The following is a 1,335-nucleotide window of genomic DNA, read 5'->3' as shown; positions in this document are numbered from 1 at the left end:
GGGTAACTTTTCGCCAAAGATACGATTTTTTCCAGTTCCGGCAGGCTGTACCCGTTGAAATATTGGCTTTTGACCCGGTTGTAGATGTCCTGCCCGGTTGTTCCGGGTATGCGCTTCATATCCTTTATCGCATCGAGCAGCCGCAAGTACGGGACAAGGCTTTCATCCGGATAGACCATGCAGTAGGCTTTCACGCACTCTATATCCAAGTTCTTGAAACGGAAACGGCGAACCGGGTTAGGAGTGGCTATCGTTATGGTTGTGGCTACCTGTTCGGTCAGCCCCATTTTGTTATAGATGTAAGCCCCCGTGATATAGCCGTTCAGTTTTTCAGTCAGGTAGCGGAACTGTTCATCCTGATAGACAGGCAGCTTTCCCAGCCCCAGCACTGATTTCTTGGGACGGTAGTACGCCCCCTTTTCAACCCGTACCAGTACCCCTTTGCGGCTCTGTTCGGAAAGTAGCACCGCAACATTGGCGGTCTTTTCCGTTTCAAACGATAAATCCCGGAACGTGAATATACGCCCGGTATCTATCCGTTCAATCTGCCCAAGTATCTCTTTTCTGAATGAAGCCATATTTATGTCCTTTGTTTCTATATGCAAAGATAGTATATTATGTAATCACCTGCAAAAACATAACAAAGATTTTGCCGAAGATGTTTTCTTTTTGTCGTGTCACCTGATAATAGGAGAATAACGGAAACTCAATCAAAGGCTTGCCATACGCTTCATAAACGCTTCACAAATGGCTCACAAGTATAATGCGATTTTTGTAAAACTGTTGATTATAAGCCGAAAACAATATATACAAATGGCTCACAAATGGCTCGTTTAAAGCAAGCGATTAACTTCGGTCTGTACCCGTTTTAAATCTCCAACCAACAGTTGGAGATTTACCGCACCCGGATAATTTCAAGCTCCGCAGGACAAATTCGGGCATCCCTTGCCCCCGTTTTTAGTCGCTATCTGTAGACTGGACTATTATTATACCATTCAATAATCAAATCATTATCGTTATTATGGACATTTAAAGTGAAAAAGATATTCCTATAATGATTAAAGCAATAGATGCAAATATGTATCTATATCTTTTTGTAGAAAACATTGCTCCTATACAAGAGATAGATACAGCAAATTGCATACATTTTAAACTTAACTCTGTAGTCTTAAATATACACATAGACAAAAAAGATAATGCCAAAACAAATAGTATAGCATTCAATATATATTTCAGTTTCATATTCCTTTGATTTACATTGACCTTATTAGCAGTAGCATATAAATTGCTCATCCTAACCCAATAACCAATCCTATACAAAAGAACAAGGTGAAT

2 protein-coding genes are annotated in these 1,335 nt (G+C 40.2%); both read right to left on the bottom strand.

The features are described 5' to 3' along the window. Positions 1–578, bottom strand: a 578-nt coding sequence (locus tag N5O98_RS27175) for a DUF6088 family protein (RefSeq protein ID WP_269496253.1), incomplete at its 3' end; no start/stop codon positions are given. A 451-nt stretch (positions 579–1,029) separates the two neighbouring features. After that, a partial coding sequence (locus N5O98_RS27170; RefSeq protein WP_269496250.1) for a hypothetical protein occupies positions 1,030–1,335 on the bottom strand: 306 nt, incomplete at its 5' end.

Origin of the sequence: Bacteroides sp. LFL-34, assembly GCF_027257075.1 — a bacterium.
Lineage (GTDB): Bacteria > Bacteroidota > Bacteroidia > Bacteroidales > Bacteroidaceae > Bacteroides > Bacteroides ovatus.
Note: the sequence above shows the minus strand (reverse complement) of the source record. Positions and strands in the feature narration are given on the sequence as shown.